We start from the raw sequence: 13,659 nt of genomic DNA, 5'->3' as shown, positions 1-13,659 counted from the left end.
ACACCTGAGCGGATGATCCGTCGCATGGCTGCCGTTGAGCCGACCTTCGCCACACTCAAAAGGCTGCTGAATAAAGGGCGATTTACCTGCTGGGGTCTGAGTTCTGCCAGTAGTGAATACAGTCTGGGGGTTCTGAGTTACAACCTGATGCGGGCGATCAACGTGCTGGGCGTGAAGGGCATGCTGGCAAGGTTGACTTGAGGCACTTACGCCTCTCTATCGCATGGAAATATATGCTGATTGAAAGCAAAAATGCCCCGGACGATGTCCGAGGCATTTTGTGGGCCTGCTCAGAAGCTATGTAAATCGAGTTTTTACACAGCCTCCGGAGGGCCGCCATCGAGGGGGTGTTGCGAAAAATGCAGAAGAAAGGTTACTGGCCGAGGTAACTACGATACATCCAGACGGTCTTTTCCTGCTGGGAAATATAGTCACTCATCAGTGCCACGGTACCCTCATCGTCCGCTTCGCCGGCCAGTGCCAGCAGGTTGCGCTGCTTGCCGATCAGCTTGGCGAAGCTGTCTACGATATGGCCTACCGCTTCCTTGCCATCGGCAACATCCTTGCGCTCAGGTACGCTGGAGAGCTCGATATAGGTGCTGTAGGCATGGGCAGGACGATGGCCCAGGGTCAGCACCCGCTCGGCAATCTCATCGATTTTCAGCAGCAGGTCGTCATAGAGTTCCTCAAACTTGGCGTGCAGTTCGAAGAAGTTCTCACCCTTGATGTTCCAGTGGTACCCGCGCACATTCATATAGAAGATCTGGTAATTTGCCAGCAACTCGTTGAGTGACGACGCCAGCTCTTCTGTCTTGGCAGTGTCGAGGCCGATAAAATTGGTACCCATAAAATAACTCCTTGATTTGAATGTGATCGATTTCACAACTATCTGCCAATATAACGTGAGGGCGCCCCCCGGGAAAGCAAGGGCAGGCAATGCCAGCAATAGCCTTAGTAAATGACATTCTGGCGATGCAATAAACACCACCTTACAGGCCTCGCCAACCTGAAACCTTGAAGCCACTCCCGTCAGCCACAGTTAATAACCCGTGACTATCGATTCCAGAGATGTAATTTACTTAAAAATCTTTCTCACTTGCGTTTAAATGAACTCATAGCCACTGGTATTCAGGAGTTGGCCATGAGTGCCCTGAAACTGTTTGTCCACAACCATAACGAAGGTGATGATTCGCTGGTCAAGACAGTGACCTTTGCCATGACCCACTTCACCGTGGCCTTTACCGTGGCTTACCTGCTGACCGGTGACATCCTGATCGGTAGCCTGATCGCCATGGTGGAACCCGCAATCAACACCGTGGCCTACTTTTTCCACGAAAAATTTTGGGCCCGCCGGCAGAAACGCCGGCAAGCTTCAGCCAACCTGGTGGCAAGGTCCAGTCAACTGGCAAATACCAGCCACCTGAAGAGTGCCACCAGTTTCCGGCCGGTGGGTTGACCAGGCTCAAACCCCGGCCGACTCCTCTGGCAGCTAATGGTCAGCCACCCGGCCCACAATCCAGGCAGTGAGTTTCTTCCTTCGGGCCGAGGCTGAGCTGGTGGCTCAGGTCCCGCAGCGCCGTTCTCAGCCCTTCCTCGATGACCGGATGATAAAAAGGCATAGCCAGCATCTGGGAGACGGTCAGCCTCTGCTGGGCGGCCCAGGCCAGCAGGTGGCCGATATGCTCCGCAGCCGGCCCGAACATCTCTGCGCCCATGAACAGCCCGCTACCGTGCTCACCGTAGACCCGCAACAGGCCGCGGTTCTTGCCGACCACACGGCTTCGACCCTGCCCCTCGAAGGAAACCGAGCCCACCGCGAAACACCCCCGGCAGTCCTCATTCACCTGCTGGATGGTCTTGCCCACCGTGGCGATCTGGGGATCGGTAAACACCACTGACAAAGGGACACGACGCAAGCCGGCCCGGACCTCCGGATACTGCCCCGCATTATTACCTGCAATCCGCCCTTCGTCCGCCGCCTCGTGAAGCAGCGGCAGTGCGGCGTTCACATCACCCGCGATGAAAATGTGGCTGTCGCCGCAGCGCATGGTGTAGGAATCGAATACGGGGGTACCCCGATCATCCAGCTCCAGGTCGGTATTCTGGATATCGAGGCCGTCAACATTCGGCTTGCGGCCGGTTGCCGCCAGCACGTAGTCGAAGGTTTCGGTCACCTCGCCCCGGTCTGCGTCAACAAAGGTGATGGCTACCCCGTCATCCGTGCGCTCGATCTTCCGGGTATCCGCATCCGGGTCGAGGGGGAACTCATCATTGAAGGTTTTCAGGGCGCACTCACGGATTTCGTCGTCCTGGATGGGGCCGACCGCGCCACCTACCCCGAACATCCGCACCCGGACACCCAGCCGATTGAGCGCCTGCCCCAGTTCCAGTCCGATAACACCAGGACCAAACACCGCTACCGATTCAGGCAGGTCTTCCCACTCGAACAGGTCATCATTGACCACCAGCCGGTCGCCGGCTGCTTTCAGGAAACCCGGGATATTGGGCCGTGAGCCGGTAGCGATCACTACCCGGCCTGCCTCAATCTCCAGGTCATCACCCACCCGTAACCGATGTGGGGAAAGAAACCGGGCATGGCCCTGTACCCGGTGCTCTTCGGGAAAGTTCTCCACTGCCTCAAGAACGAAACTGACGAACCGGTCGCGCTCGTCCCGCACCCGCTGCATCACCGCCGGGCCATCCACGACCACTTCTCCGGGACGAACACCGAACAGGTCCGCATGCCGGGCACCATGCGCGGCGTCAGCTGCGGCAATCAGCAACTTGCTGGGCATGCAGCCAACCCGGGCACACGTGGTCCCATAGTGGGACGCCTCGATCATCACCAGGTTATCCGTATGTTTACGGGCGGCCCGGTAGGCCCCCATACCGGCGGTACCGGCGCCGAGAATCGCAACATCCACCTTGCGCTGTTCCACAGGTGCACTCCTTTTCCAGAGAATGAACGGATATAAGGTTAGACGGTTCACTGGCCCGGTGCCTCCCCACCGCTGGCCAAGCCCCTGATTCTTTTCTATGCTGCCTCACTCGCTGATCTTCAAATACACAGGGGTGCGCTTTGACTACACTCTGGGCCGAATTCGCCACCGTCGCCCTGGTCCACCTGCTGGCCGTCGCCAGCCCGGGGCCGGATTTTGCCGTCATGTTGCGCCAGGCCCTGACGCAAAGCCGACGCAATGCCTTGCTCAGCGCCGCCGGCGTAGGTCTTGGCATACTGGTACACGTCACCTATTCGCTGCTGGGTATCGGCCTGTTGATCCAGCAATCCCTGACGTTGTTTACGTTGCTGAAGGTGGTTGGCGCACTGTACCTGACCTGGATTGCCATCCAGTGTCTCAGGTCAAAGGCGGGGCGAGTTCATGTAGAGACACACGGCGTTAAAGCGCAGACCGGCCTGGCGGCATTTCGTCTTGGATTCCTGACCAACGCCCTCAATCCGAAGGCGACCCTGTTCTTTGTTTCGCTGTTCTCTGTGGTGATCAGCCCTGCCACCCCGGTGGTGGTCCAGGTGGGCTATGGCCTCTATATGGCGTTGATAACCGGCCTCTGGTTTTGCGGGGTTGCCCTGTTCTTCACGCTGCCCCAGGTTCGCAGGGTTTTCGGCCGGTTCGGGCACTGGCTGGACCGGCTGATGGGCGGAGTGCTGTTGCTGCTGGCCGGACGATTGCTGTTTTCGACCCTGTCCGGTGAGGCTCCCCGGTCAACTGAATAGGACCATACGGATTAACCCGCAGCGCTCAGAACGAGCGCAGCAGGGTTTCCGTTTCCGCCCATCCCAGGCACGGGTCGGTGATAGACAGGCCGTAGGTCAGCTCTTCGCTATCATCCTGGCGCCCCTGCTCAAGGAAGCTCTCAATCATCAGCCCGCGGATGGCACGGTTCCCTGCCTGGCGCTGGGCCAGTACCTCACGGGCGATTTCCGGCTGGCGTTCCGGTTGTTTGCAGGCGTTGTCGTGGCTGCAATCGACCATGACGGCGCTGCTGACGCCGGCGGCATCAAGGGCCTGGACCGCGGCGTTGATGCTGTCCGCATCGTAGTTGGTAATACCCCGTCCGCCCCGCAGCACCAGGTGTGTGTCCGGGTTGCCCGCCGTGGTGATCATGGCCGGCTGGCCTTCGGCGTTGAAGCCCAGTCGGTGATGACCGTGGGCCGCGGATTTCATGGCATTCACCGCCACGCCGACCGACCCGTCTGTACCGTTCTTGAACCCTGTGGGCATGGGCAGGCCACTGACCAACTCCCGGTGGATCTGGGATTCAGTGGTACGGGCGCCGATGGCAGTCCAGCTGACCAGGTCATCCAGGTAGTCCATGGCGAGCGGACTTAATGCTTCAGTGGCCAATGGCAGGCCCAGGTGAGCCAGGTTGACCAGCAGCCGGCGGGAACGAACCAGCCCTTCTCCCAGGTTGCCCTCGCCAGTGCGCTCCGGATCGTACAGCAGCCCCTTCCAGCCGACGGTCGTGCGGGGCTTTTCCAGGTACGCACGCATGACAATCAGCACGCGGTCACTGACCTCATCAGCCAGCGCAGCAAGCTTCTCACCATATTCCAGGGCAGCAACCTCATCGTGGATGGAACAGGGGCCGACAACGACCAGCAGACGGTCGTCGTCACCGTTGAGGATATCGCGGATTTGCTGGCGGTACCGGGCAATCTGCGTGGACAGGTAGGCCGGTAGCGGAATATCTGACCGCAGCTTCGCGGGCGTGGGCAACGCGGTGGCGGCGGGCCGTGATGGCTCCGGTTCAGAAACGGTGTCCACGGGTTGGGCCTCCTGAGTGGTCCGGACATCCAGCGGCATGTTCATTGTTCACAATCCTTCTGTTTTCTGCCTGTTGAAACGAAAAAGCCCCGGCTGGGAGGCTACCAGTCGGGGCTTTTTCTTGTCCGGTGGCAGCCTGGGGGTGGTGCCGGGCTGCCTTTTCCTGAATCTTTCTTGCGTGTGCTACAGGCGGCCTCGGCTCTGGCTAAAATAAAAGCCATAACCAAAAAACCACCAGAAATACACAGCAGCACCCACCGCCGCATTTGCGAGGCGTGGCATAACATTCAATTGACAGGGTGCGTTAGTCGTCTTCATGCTTTTCAATATACTCTTGGGCTTTCCCGGTTTGCAACCGCCACTGCCAACTTTCTGCGGAGTGTTCCATGGTCCTTGCCCCCGTTCGCCTGCTTTTACTGACCCTTTTGCTGGTACCGACACTGGTCATGGGTGCCCCCGGCAATCGTACTTTCATCCTGGAGAACCGGCCGGCGCAACAGGTGGCGGATCAGCTTCGTGCCCTGTATCCCGAAAGCGAGCTGACCATTGCTGCCCAGGGCAACAGACTGATTACCCGTGGCGAGCCCGCTGTGCTCGATGAGATCAGCCAGCTTATCGAAACCATGGACGTCGCCCCGGTCCAGTTGCGCATCACGGTACGCAGCAGTGACGTGAGCATGGGCAAGCGGCAGGGTGGTGGTGTCAGCAGCGGCCATGGCAATGTTGTCACCATCGGTGGCCAGAGTCGCACGACGACCACCCAAAGCCGTCAGCAACGGCATATCGTGGTACAGGACGGCCAGTCCGCCCATATCAGTGGCGGCCAGGTTCGTACCCTGCCGGTGGCCATTCGCGGTGGCCGCAACCCGGCGGCCATTTACCAGCAGGTGGACATCCGCAGCGGCTTTATCGTCACGCCCCAACGCATCTCCGACCAGCAGATCGAGCTCAGCATTACCGCTTTCGAGAACACGCCGGATTCCGGCATGGCAGGCTACGAAACGGATGCCGTGGTTACCCAGCGCCGGGTTGTACCCGGGGAGTGGGTCGAGATAGGTGGCACCAGCGAAAGCCGGACTGGCGAGCAGTCCGGCATTACCTACCGGGTCGGGGGCGAGCGCCAGGATAACCAGAGCTTCACCGTGAAGGTGGATATCCTCTGAACTGACTTTCCGGTCAGCCGCGCTGCCACACCTCGATATGGTTGCGACGGTCGACCGTGTAGCCACGGTCTCCGGGCAATGCTTCCACCAGGCCCCTGACAGTCAGGGCTTCCCGTACCCGCGCCTGTTCCTCGGCAGGGCTTTCCGCCAGCATCTCGTCGGCCTTGCGAAGCACATACAGCAGGTAGGGCTGCACGCCCGCCTGTACCGGCACACCCCGGAAAGCGGTTTCCACTGCCCCCACATAGCGCTGATGAGGCTTCGCTGACACGGGCTGACCATCTTCCGGCTGATGCTCCGCAACCAGGTTATCCAAAAACGCCAGCTTGTCGGTCAGCATTGGGAAGATTTCATCCGCAACCTGCCGCAACAGGGGTTCGAGGGTTTCCGGGATGGCATCACTGGGCAGGACGTCATCACCGTAATCCGGGAATTCCGGTGTATCCAGGCCGGGTGCTGTCATCCGCTCTACCCAGCGGAACACCTTGGGCGCGCGGGTTTTCATCAGGTTTTCGGGCACCGGATCACGGCCCAGGTGGGCAAACATGGGGCCGATCAAACCATAATCGGCCAGGGAGGGCCGGCCACCGAACAGGTAGGGGTGCTCCGCAAAGTGGGCATTCAGGGTCTCCAGCAGCTGCTCGAAAGAAGCCTCGATCTCGGGAATGGTGTGGTCAGTAACACCCAGCTGCGGCAGGTAGGAATTCATCCGCGACATGACCTTGTCGGCCATCTCCGGCCCAATACCGGCAGCAAACTGGTCCCTGAGAAAACCTTCCTGCCGGTCCCGGTAGGTCCAGCGGTAGTGCATGGCGTGGGGCAGCAGGGCCTGGGTACCGTAATACGTGATAATGACGCCCAGCACGCTTTGCAACAGGCCCTGAGGGTAGGCGGAATAGCGTACGCCCTGGCGTTCAAAATGATCGATGATGTCCAGGCTATCCTGCACGACCTCCCCGCCCGTTGTTTCCAGCACCGGGATGATACTGCGCTGGATCACGGGCATGATGCGGCCGGCAAAGTCCGGGTGAGAGGTGGGCAGCTCCACGTACTCGATGCCCTGCGTTCTCAGATAGCAGCGGGCGATGCCCGTATACAGCGAATGGGGAACGCCGTAGAGGCGGTGAACGGAATCCGGCTGGGCCATGGGTGCATATCCTCCCTGGGTATTGTTCTGATTGGCATGGAACCCCGCATCATACCGGATTCATCGCCCTCGCCAGAAGCCGCGTTAGCCATGGCCTTCATTGTTGGCCGCCATCGTTCACTGGCCCGCCTCATCAGACAGCTTCCATGCCACCACATAGTCCCCCAGGGTGGTGCCGATGGAGCCATGACCGCCGGCCACCTGCACCACCATCTGCTCACCCTTGCTGTTCAGGTAGGTCATCGGTGTTGCCTGCCCGCCAGCCGGCAACCTTGCCCGCCACAGCTGCTCACCGGTGGTGAGGTCATAGGCCCGAATGTAGTCGTCTACTGTGGCTGCCAGGAACACCACCCCGCTGGCGGTGATCACAGGTCCGCCGATGCCGGGCACGCCCAGCCGCAGGGGAACCGGGATCGGACTCATATCTTCCACCGTGCCGTTCCTGCGCTTCCAGATCACCTCACCAGTGCGCAGATCGGCTCCCGCCACGTAGCCCCAGGGCGGTTGCTGGCAGGGAATATCCAGTGGCGACATCAGCGGTTTCAGCTCGACGGAATATGGCGCACCTGCATTGCTGTTAAGGCCCTGCTCGCCCTGGTTAACCGGGCCGCTCGGTTCACTGCCCTCCTCATTGGGCACCAGTCGGGAAACAAAGGCCATGTAAAGCGGCATGCCGAACATCACCTGGCGCTGCGGGTCCACCGCAATACTGCCCCAGTTGAATACCCCGAAATTGCCGGGGTAGACAATGGTGCCCTGCTCGCTTGGCGGCGTGTAGCGTCCCTCATATTGCAGGGACTGGAAGCGGATACGGCAGGCCATCTGATCCAGGGGCGTGGCACCCCACATGTCAGCCTCCCGCAACGGGTCGGGATTGAAATTCAGGCTGGAAACCGGCTGGGTAGACGCTGTGTAGTCGCCCTTGATGGCGCCCTCTGGTGCCGGCACTTCCTCAACCGGGAGGATCGGCTTACCCGTCTCCCGGTTGAGCACGTACACATCCCCCTGCTTGGTGGGAATCACCAGCGCCGGTTGCCGGCCCTGGTCGGTGTCCAGGTCGAGCAGGCTGGGCTGGGCCGGGGTGTCCATATCCCACAGGTCGTGGTGGACGAACTGCTGCACCCAGGCCACCTGCCCGGTATCCAGCTCCAGCGCAACCACTGAACTGGCGAACCGTTCCTCGTTCTCGGTGCGGTACATCCCCAGCTGATCCGGCGTACGGTTACCCATGGGGAAGTAGATCAGCCCCAATGCTTCATCGGCACTGGCGACCGACCAGCTGTTGGGGGAGCTTGTCGAATAGACTTCCCCTTCCGCAATGGGATCGGTCTGCTCGGGACTGGCCGGGTCCCAGTTCCACCGCAGTTCGCCAGTGCGGGCGTCATAGGCCCGGATAACACCGGAAGGGGAGTTGATGTCATAGTTGTCGTTCACCGCGCCGGCGACCACTACCAGCCCGTTGGCCACCACCGGGGGTGACGTAGAGTAGTAAAAGCCGGACTGGGTGTAGGGCATGTTATGCATCAGGTCCAGCTCACCCTGTTGCGCAAACCCTTCGCAGCGGGCGCCGGTTTCCGGGTCCAGCGCCAGCAGGCGGGCATCGGCAGTGGGCAGGTAGAGGTGTGCATCGCAGCTGACCGACGGCTGGTCTTCGGCCGGGCGGCCGATATTCTGCACTTCCGGAGCACCCTCGACACCACCTTCCGGTGGCAGGTAGGAAACACCACGGCAGGTCTGGTGCTGCCGCTGGCTGTTGGGACCCACTCCGGCCTTGTACACCCAGCGCTCCTGACCGGTGTCCGCATTCAGGGCCACCAGCCAGTTATGGGGGGTGCACAGGTACAGGGTGTTGCCGACCTTCAGCGGCGTGGCTTCGTAGGTGGTCTCGCCGGTGTCGTCCGGCTGCTTGGTATCACCGGTCTGATAGCGCCAGGCTTCTTCGAGCTGGCCCACGTTATCCGGGGTAATCTGGCCAAGGGGCGAATAGCGCTGCCCCAGGTTGCTTCGCCCCCAGGCCAGCCAGTCGGCTTCGGGGCTTTCTCCCAGGTCTGGCTGTTCATTCACCACCTGTTCACCCAGGCGACCCTCGATGGTATGGGGGCTGTTGAGCAAACTGCCAAGAAGCGCCAGGCCACACAGGGCCCACACGCCACCGAAGGTGATGGCCGCCCCGCGCCGCTGTTTCGACGCCGGTATCAGCAGCGGGATGGCCAGCAACAGAAACCAGCCAATACGGGTCGCCAGCGGCCACCAGTCATAGCCGGACTCCCATAAACCCCAAAGCAGCGTGGCAACCAGAAAGACGGCGTAGAGCGCCTGGGCCGCTACCCGCCGAACCGGTAACAGACCACCGACGGTTACCAGTACAAGTCCTGCCACCAGGTAGTAAAAAGAGCCTCCCAGTGTCAGCAGCCAGATGCCACCCACCAGGAAGGCGAGGCCCAACAGAATGAAAATTATGGAAAATATCACCATGGCGACCATCCCTGATTCCGAGCATGTCATCTAAACCTAGACAAGCCTCGGAGGGGTCGCCACTGAACAGGAAAATGTGGAGGGGGTTTAATACGTCAGGCGCCGCGCTTGCCCAACAACACAAACTTGGCTTCGTTGACCTTGGCCGCGAGATAATCGTTGCCGCCACGGTCCGGGTGCAGCTTCTGCATCAACCGACGATGGGCCGTCACGATTTCCTCACGACTGCAGCCAGGCGACACGTTGAGGATCTCGCAGGCTTCCTGTTCCGACATCTGGCTGGAGGCGGTAGCCGAGCGCTGCTGCCCTGCCCCCTGGTCCGCCCGATGGGTGTCCGCACCGTCGCGCTCTCCGAAAAGACGCTGGGCATGGGGCATAAACTTCAGCAATGCCGGTAACTTGCGTATCAGAGGAATGAAAGCCGCCACGGCCGCAGTCAGTACATGGACACGACCAGTAAGCACCATGAATACCAGCAAGGCACCGGCGACGCCCAGGACGATTTTCCAGGTAGCGGCCTTTTTCTGTTTCGGGTCCAGCGCCCCCCACTGTTTCAGGAGGTAGAACAGCAATGCCGCCAGACCCAGCCCAAGTATCCATTGCATCTGCAAGCACTCCGAGAAAACCTCCCCTGATTTTACACGTGCTGGTCTGTCGGAAAATGACAGTCTTTCACGATCCGGCGCTTAACCGGTTGTCAGGCACAGCATCCGGGGGGTGGCCGAACAGTCGGCAGGCTGGATTGCGGCAGCTCTCGCCTGCGCATCACTCCGCCACTCCAGCGTCTGGCGGGGGTACTCACCAAAATGGTTCCGGTACAGGGCGGAAAAACGCCCGAGGTGTGAAAAACCTTCACTGAGCGCATGCCATGATACGGTTGGCACGTCACACTGACAGTCAAGCAGCGCTCTTCGAACCCGCACCAACCGACGGGAAACAAAGAACTGGTAGGGGCTCATCCCAGTGTGCTTCTTCATCAGGTAGTAAAGGTTGCGGGTGCTCACGCCCGCCATCGCCGAAACCCGGCCGATATCAAACTCTCGCTCCGTACTGGAGGCGATCAGTTCGATCATCCGGGTTACACGTTGATCGAACCCAGGCATGACCGAGGGTGTCACCGGGAGCTCAGCACGGGGATCATGCAGGCAATGCCAAAGCACATTCCCCAGATGGTCCGTTTCAGCGACGGCATGGTGGTAGCTACGAAAGAAATACGCACGCTGCAGGTAACCGATTATTTGAGCAACCAGTGACTGGGATATCGGCCTGGCCTCGTCACCCCAGGACGCCCCGCCACGTCCATGCAACCTTGCGACAGCCAATGTCAGGCCGGGACTCCCGTTAAATTCCACCCGGGCATGGGGAGGAAGCAAAAAACCACTGGCAGCAGTTGCCTCGACATAGCCATTTGCGCTGGTCAGGGAAAGACTCCCGGTAAGCACCCCTATAACCGCAGGATCAGCCGTGTTGGTTCCACGCAGGGTTGTTCCCACCCCGGTTCCAATAACACCAATGCTTACACCGGGCCTGGCCAGCCAGGAAATGGCACCATTGAAGCCCTGTGGACGCACACACAGGGTGAGTTGTCGGCCACCAGCAAAATAAGCCATCCCGGCCAGCCATTCTTGCGGCGTGGCACTGACGAGACGCAGATAATGTCCGAGACCCGGATACTGAAGATTGCCGACGACCAAAATAACCCCCTTTTTAATAGGGGCTTTATAAACCTTTCAGGAATAAGTTAATAGCCAATTCCTGCAAACCTTCCCGGGCGTCAATTGACTGCCACTATTACAGTTTCTTTGGCGCCAAAAGCCCGGAACTCCAGGGTTGCGGGCGGGCAAGGAAGTACCCTTGCCCACGTTTGCAGGCCAGCGCCAGCAGGGCACTTTGTTGCTGGGACGTTTCAATACCCTCAGCGATGGCCTCCAGGCCGAATACCTCCGCAAGCGCCAGTATGGCAGCTATTACCCGGTCCCGGTCCTCGACTGGCAGAGTGTCTTCCAGGCATGACACAAAGTGGCGGTCGATCTTGATGGTATGGACCGGAAGTGAATGCAGGTAGGCCAGTGACGAGTAGCCGGTACCGAAATCGTCGATGGCGACCCTTATCCCTTCATCCCGGAAGGTTCTTAGGCGTTCCAGTGCGTCTTCCGACAGGTTCATCAGATGGGTTTCGGTAATCTCCAGTTCCGGATGCCAGCCCAGCCGCCTTATCTGCTCGAAAAGCGGGTTGAGCAGACCATCCAGCCTCGCGTCGGTGATTTGCCTCGCGGAAACGTTGATGGCAAACCGAAGCCCGGGCTCCGGTGGCTTTTCCAATGACCAGAGGTCCCGGAGAATGCACCGGACAAGGTGCTCGGTCAGTTGGTGGATCATGCCCCTGGATTCTGCCATGGCAACAAAGCGAGCCGGCGATATCGGTCCAAATTCCGGATGCGTCCAGCGAATCAGTGCCTCGAGCCCGTCCACACGCCCGGTAGCCAACTCAAACTGGGGCTGGTACACGACGCTGAACTCCCCGGGAGCGGTTTTCAGGGAGGTAACCAGTGCCTTGGTCAGGCGCTGCCCTTCATCCTGGTCATTCAACAGATCTGCCCGGTAGTGACAATAACGCCCGCGCCCCTCCTGCTTGGCGAGGTACATCGCCTTGTCTGCCTTTTGCAGTAACTCCAGCGCCGAGGTGCCATCCCCCGGATAGAGAACGCCCCCAATTGACACCGAAATGAAATGCTCATTGCCGCCAGCGAGGAAAGGCGCACGAAAGGCATTAACCAGGCGAACGGCCAACTGCTCAAGCTGGGACTCTTGCGGGCCATCCGGTGCCAGTTCGACAATAGCCGCAAATTCATCGCCCGCAAGCCGGGCAACGACATCCTCCCTCCTGACCACACTGCGAATACAGCGGGAAACCTCCCATAACAACTCGTCCCCGACTGAGTGACCAAACAGGTCATTGATATCCTTGAAGTAATCCAGGTCAAAGAACAGCAGGCCAAACGGGTTGTCATGGTCACGGCTACGGGAAACCCGCATTTCCAGCAGTTCCAGGAAAAGCGCGCGGTTGGGGAGCTCAGTCAGTGCATCGTAGTAGGCCATAGAGGTCAGGCGTTCCTCGAAAGAGGTCAGGGCGCCAATATCCATGAACATGCCGGCGTAGAACGTTTGCTCCGGGTGGGGGACCCGGTGGATCATCAGCCATTGGGGGTAGGTTTCACCGTTCTTGCGGCGATTCCAGATGACACCTTCCCAACGGCCTTCTTCCGCCAGCGTGGCCCACATATCACGGTAGAACGCCGGGCCATGGAACCCCGCACTGAGCACTGCCGGTTTCTCACCAATAACCTCAGCTTCCCGGTAACCGGTAATACTCTCGAACATCCGGTTGACGTAGATAATCCTTGGCTCATCCGTCGCCAGCATCATGGCCCGGGGGTGGCTTTCCACCAGGGTTCTGAAGTGGTCTGTAACCGGGGTCTCCATTGCGACCTTTCCTTTATCTGTTCATTAAGACATTGCTGCCCTGATCATAAGTCAAGTTCAGGAATCCCCTATCCGGATACTGCAAAACTGTCGCCAAAGCATACGAGTTGAGCACTATTTGCACTTTCCGGATAATCCATCCACCTGACTGCAACACGCCCTGCACCCGGTCCATACTCGTATTGACGAGGGTTTCTGTGTAGCCTTGAGCCAGCTGATAAACCGGAATTGCCATCGTGACACTCTCTACCCTGACCTGGCTGTTTGCTGCCGGTTTTGCCATCTGGTACTGGTGGCGGGCCAAGGCTATAAAAGACTATGTACTGGCTGCGGCCCGTGATTATTGCCGGCGCATGGACGTCCTTTTGCTGGACGACGCCGTATATCTCCGGGGCCTGTGGTTCAAACGGGACCGCCAGGGCCGGCTGCGGGTCTGGCGCCGGTTCCTGTTTGACTTTACGACCACCGGCGAGGAGCGCTACCTGGGCCGGGTCATCATGCTGGGCCAGCAAGTGGAGCATATTGAACTGGAGGCACACCGGTTCCAGTAAGGCACCCGACGGCCCAGGCAGTTTGTCACCAACCCCGAAAACGGAATACCCGTTAT

General features: G+C 59.6%; 12 protein-coding genes and 1 pseudogene. 5 read left to right on the top strand and 8 right to left on the bottom strand.

From position 1 onward, the window contains the following. A pseudogene (locus BM036_RS17275) lies at positions 1-201 on the top strand (IS5/IS1182 family transposase); the annotation flags it as partial. Between the two features lie 172 nt (positions 202-373). On the opposite strand, the gene BM036_RS17270 reads toward BM036_RS17275, so the two are convergent. Next, on the bottom strand, positions 374-847 hold the full coding sequence (locus BM036_RS17270; protein ID WP_091854644.1) for a Dps family protein: 474 nt from the start codon (positions 845-847) through the stop codon (positions 374-376). Positions 848-1,141: 294 nt separating this feature from the next. Between BM036_RS17270 and BM036_RS17265 the strand changes: the two genes are divergently transcribed. Then, positions 1,142-1,456 (top strand): DUF2061 domain-containing protein, encoded by a 315-nt coding sequence (locus BM036_RS17265; protein ID WP_091854642.1) that lies wholly within the window; start codon positions 1,142-1,144, stop codon positions 1,454-1,456. Between the two features lie 40 nt (positions 1,457-1,496). Here BM036_RS17265 and BM036_RS17260 read toward each other — a convergent pair whose 3' ends face one another. Then, on the bottom strand, positions 1,497-2,939 hold the full coding sequence (locus tag BM036_RS17260) for a dihydrolipoyl dehydrogenase (protein ID WP_091854640.1): 1,443 nt from the start codon (positions 2,937-2,939) through the stop codon (positions 1,497-1,499). A 140-nt stretch (positions 2,940-3,079) separates the two neighbouring features. Between BM036_RS17260 and BM036_RS17255 the strand changes: the two genes are divergently transcribed. After that, the gene (locus BM036_RS17255; RefSeq protein WP_091854638.1) at positions 3,080-3,733 is read left to right on the top strand and encodes a LysE family translocator; all 654 of its coding nucleotides are present in this window, start codon (positions 3,080-3,082) and stop codon (positions 3,731-3,733) included. A gap of 25 nt (positions 3,734-3,758) precedes the next feature. Here the strand turns inward: BM036_RS17255 and BM036_RS17250 are convergent, their stop codons facing one another. Then, positions 3,759-4,829: a 3-deoxy-7-phosphoheptulonate synthase gene (locus tag BM036_RS17250; protein ID WP_091854636.1), complete on the bottom strand. Its 1,071-nt coding sequence runs from the start codon at positions 4,827-4,829 to the stop codon at positions 3,759-3,761. A 341-nt stretch (positions 4,830-5,170) separates the two neighbouring features. On the opposite strand from BM036_RS17250, the gene BM036_RS17245 reads away from it, so the two are divergent. Next, the gene (locus tag BM036_RS17245; RefSeq protein ID WP_091854633.1) at positions 5,171-5,947 is read left to right on the top strand and encodes a secretin N-terminal domain-containing protein; all 777 of its coding nucleotides are present in this window, start codon (positions 5,171-5,173) and stop codon (positions 5,945-5,947) included. A gap of 13 nt (positions 5,948-5,960) precedes the next feature. Here BM036_RS17245 and BM036_RS17240 read toward each other — a convergent pair whose 3' ends face one another. The 5 genes from BM036_RS17240 to BM036_RS17220 form a co-directional block, all read right to left on the bottom strand. Beyond that, the gene (locus BM036_RS17240) at positions 5,961-7,094 is read right to left on the bottom strand and encodes a glutathione S-transferase family protein (RefSeq protein WP_091854631.1); all 1,134 of its coding nucleotides are present in this window, start codon (positions 7,092-7,094) and stop codon (positions 5,961-5,963) included. A 117-nt stretch (positions 7,095-7,211) separates the two neighbouring features. Next, on the bottom strand, positions 7,212-9,569 hold the full coding sequence (locus BM036_RS17235; RefSeq protein WP_091854629.1) for a glucose/quinate/shikimate family membrane-bound PQQ-dependent dehydrogenase: 2,358 nt from the start codon (positions 9,567-9,569) through the stop codon (positions 7,212-7,214). A gap of 95 nt (positions 9,570-9,664) precedes the next feature. Then, a complete protein-coding gene (locus tag BM036_RS17230) occupies positions 9,665-10,174 on the bottom strand; it encodes a DnaJ domain-containing protein (RefSeq protein WP_091854627.1) in 510 nt (169 codons plus the stop codon). A gap of 81 nt (positions 10,175-10,255) precedes the next feature. Next, on the bottom strand, positions 10,256-11,179 hold the full coding sequence (locus BM036_RS17225; RefSeq protein ID WP_091854624.1) for an AraC family transcriptional regulator: 924 nt from the start codon (positions 11,177-11,179) through the stop codon (positions 10,256-10,258). Between the two features lie 181 nt (positions 11,180-11,360). Further along, entirely contained in the window at positions 11,361-13,052 is a 1,692-nt protein-coding gene (locus BM036_RS17220) for a putative bifunctional diguanylate cyclase/phosphodiesterase (protein WP_091854622.1), read from the bottom strand. Between the two features lie 236 nt (positions 13,053-13,288). On the opposite strand from BM036_RS17220, the gene BM036_RS17210 reads away from it, so the two are divergent. After that, positions 13,289-13,603 (top strand): DUF3301 domain-containing protein, encoded by a 315-nt coding sequence (locus BM036_RS17210; protein ID WP_091854618.1) that lies wholly within the window; start codon positions 13,289-13,291, stop codon positions 13,601-13,603. Positions 13,604-13,659: the final 56 nt, after the last annotated feature.

The sequence above is a fragment of the Marinobacter segnicrescens genome (assembly GCF_900111555.1).
Taxonomy (GTDB): domain Bacteria; phylum Pseudomonadota; class Gammaproteobacteria; order Pseudomonadales; family Oleiphilaceae; genus Marinobacter; species Marinobacter segnicrescens.
Note: the sequence above shows the minus strand (reverse complement) of the source record. Positions and strands in the feature narration are given on the sequence as shown.

Bases quoted from the DNA above. Each gene is read 5' to 3' on its own strand.
- BM036_RS17220 (WP_091854622.1), bottom strand. From the start codon at position 13,052: ATGGAGACCCCGGTTACAGACCACTTCAGAACCCTGGTGGAAAGCCAC.
- BM036_RS17270 (WP_091854644.1), bottom strand. From the start codon at position 847: ATGGGTACCAATTTTATCGGCCTCGACACTGCCAAGACAGAAGAGCTG.
- BM036_RS17225 (WP_091854624.1), bottom strand. From the start codon at position 11,179: ATGGCTTATTTTGCTGGTGGCCGACAACTCACCCTGTGTGTGCGTCCA.
- BM036_RS17250 (WP_091854636.1), bottom strand. From the start codon at position 4,829: ATGAACATGCCGCTGGATGTCCGGACCACTCAGGAGGCCCAACCCGTG.
- BM036_RS17265 (WP_091854642.1), top strand. From the start codon at position 1,142: ATGAGTGCCCTGAAACTGTTTGTCCACAACCATAACGAAGGTGATGAT.
- BM036_RS17230 (WP_091854627.1), bottom strand. From the start codon at position 10,174: ATGCAATGGATACTTGGGCTGGGTCTGGCGGCATTGCTGTTCTACCTC.
- BM036_RS17240 (WP_091854631.1), bottom strand. From the start codon at position 7,094: ATGGCCCAGCCGGATTCCGTTCACCGCCTCTACGGCGTTCCCCATTCG.
- BM036_RS17245 (WP_091854633.1), top strand. From the start codon at position 5,171: ATGGTCCTTGCCCCCGTTCGCCTGCTTTTACTGACCCTTTTGCTGGTA.
- BM036_RS17235 (WP_091854629.1), bottom strand. From the start codon at position 9,569: ATGGTGATATTTTCCATAATTTTCATTCTGTTGGGCCTCGCCTTCCTG.